The 479-nt window shown below is 76.0% G+C and carries 1 protein-coding gene; it reads right to left on the bottom strand.

Annotated features, from left to right (window positions below; translation table 11 throughout):
• The coding region (locus D180_RS17120; RefSeq protein WP_043091236.1) for a tetratricopeptide repeat protein at positions 1-479 on the bottom strand (479 nt) is incomplete at both ends.

The following is a 479-nucleotide window of genomic DNA, read 5'->3' as shown; positions in this document are numbered from 1 at the left end:
GGCAGGCGGTTGGCGCGCTCGAGCACCAGCACCAGCCGCGACCAGGCCCGCGCCGGCTGCGCCATCGGCCCCTCGGCACAGGCGCGCAGCAGGTCGCCGGCGGTGTCGGTCTCGCCGCCCTGCGACAACAGCCAGGCCAGTTCCACGGTGGTGTCCGGATCCAGCGGCGGCCACTGCCGCCAGTCGGCGATCAGCGCCTGCACGCGCTGGAAGTCGCCGCATTCGTGGCAGGCCATCGCCGCGTGCACGCACAACGGCGGCGCCTGCGGCGCCAGCGCATGCGCGTCGAGCAGGTGTTCGCGGGCCGCGGCGTAGTCGCCGGCGTCCATCGCCAGCAGGCCGAGGTTGTGGTGCGGCAGCGGATCGTCCGGCGCCAGCGCGCGGGCGCGAAGATAGGCCTCGCCTGCCGGGCCGGGGTCGCCGGCCTCGCGCAGCGCCGTGCCCAGGTTGTTCCAGTGCGCGACCTCGTGCGGCTCGCG

This window comes from Xanthomonas sp. SHU 166 (assembly GCF_000364685.1).
Classification (GTDB): Bacteria; Pseudomonadota; Gammaproteobacteria; order Xanthomonadales; family Xanthomonadaceae; genus Xanthomonas_A; species Xanthomonas_A sontii.
Note: the sequence above shows the minus strand (reverse complement) of the source record. Positions and strands in the feature narration are given on the sequence as shown.